Origin of the sequence: Oscillatoria sp. HE19RPO, from assembly GCF_024220515.1 — a bacterium.
Classification (GTDB): Bacteria; Cyanobacteriota; Cyanobacteriia; order Cyanobacteriales; family Laspinemataceae; genus Laspinema.
In genome coordinates, this window is the sequence record NZ_JAMXOT010000431.1 from 1 (window position 1) to 1311 (window position 1311).

Consider the following 1311-nt stretch of genomic DNA (forward strand, 5'->3'; position numbering starts at 1 on the left):
GAAACCCGGTTTCTGGTCCTGGGTTGAGGGTTGAGAAACCGGGTTTCTTTCATAAATTTAGGCGATGAAACAACAATTGTCGCAGAAACCCGGTTTCTGGTCCTGGGTTGAGGGTTGAGAAACCGGGTTTCTTTCATAAACTTAGGCGATGAAACAACAATTGTCGCAGAAACCCGGTTTCTGGTCCTGGGACGATTCATGTTATTTGAAATATTGCTTGAACTGGGCGTTTATTTGATCCAGATTGACTTCTTCTGGGTCAAAAGAGCCACCTACCCAATCGAGCATTTCTTCATGGTCCGGATGCTTTTTATCTTGGATCGCTTCTAGCAAATCTGGATATCCCCAAGGACCGCCACAGTCTTCTGGGGGACAGGCTCTTTTGGCTTTGATGCAGACTGGATAGGTGGCATCCGGATCCGGTGGCAGGACTTTCTCCACGAGGATTTGATGGTCCCAAGAGTCGCCAAAGTCGTAGAGGTATGAGAATTTAAACTTTTCTCCCGGGATGATTTTGCTCAGTTTGACTCGGGTTTCATCGTTGACTTCCATGCCACCAAAGGCAAAATTATCATCCATTGCCATTCCGTACTCTTCCCCATCAATAGTAAAGGCATGGAGATGGCCATCGCACCAACCCATTGCGACTTGAATGACTTGGTGTAAGTCTCCTAGGGTGTAATCGCTGCTCACTTGCACTCGCCGCCAAATGGGGGGTCGGATACCGCTGAGAGTGATTTTCAGTTGATAGATGGATGTAGGTTTTTTTCGAGTTGGCATTTTAAATAGGGGATAGACATCCTGATTCTGAAAACTGTTAGGTTTCCTGATCATAAATGAAGTGAGTCAGTTTAACAAGTTCAGGGTATTTTATTAGAGTTAGCCCTCTTGTGATTGTTTTACGATGTCTGAACCCTCGATCGCCGTTACGGTAAAACTATTTGCTGCTTATCAAGAAGCCTATGGCGTTCCTGAGTTAGTGCTGGAATTTCCGCCAGGGACTCCGGTGGTTGCAGTGCGAGATCGCCTGATTGCCGAACACCCGGAACTCGACTGCTGGCGCGATATCACCCGCTTTGGGATTAATCTCGATTTCGTTGCCCCCCAGACTCCCTTACAAGCTGGGGATGAAGTGGTGTTGATTCCGCCGGTGAGTGGGGGGTGAGGGGGGTTTGTCATTTGTCATTTGTCATTTGTCATTTGTCATTTGTCATTTGTCATTTGTCATTTGTCATTTGTCATTTGTCATTTGTCATTTGTCATTTGTCATTTGTCATTTGTCATTTGTCATTTGTCATTTGTCATTTGTCA

Annotated in this window: 2 protein-coding genes; one reads left to right on the plus strand and one right to left on the minus strand. The window is 45.8% G+C overall.

The window, feature by feature from the left end:
• Positions 1 to 201: 201 nt before the first annotated feature.
• Positions 202 to 780, minus strand: a complete 579-nt coding sequence (locus NG833_RS28805; RefSeq protein ID WP_254568702.1) for a plasmid pRiA4b ORF-3 family protein — start codon at positions 778 to 780, stop codon at positions 202 to 204.
• A gap of 124 nt (positions 781 to 904) precedes the next feature.
• Between NG833_RS28805 and NG833_RS28810 the strand changes: the two genes are divergently transcribed.
• A complete protein-coding gene (locus NG833_RS28810; protein ID WP_254568703.1) occupies positions 905 to 1165 on the plus strand; it encodes a MoaD/ThiS family protein in 261 nt (86 codons plus the stop codon).
• Positions 1166 to 1311 lie beyond the last annotated feature (146 nt).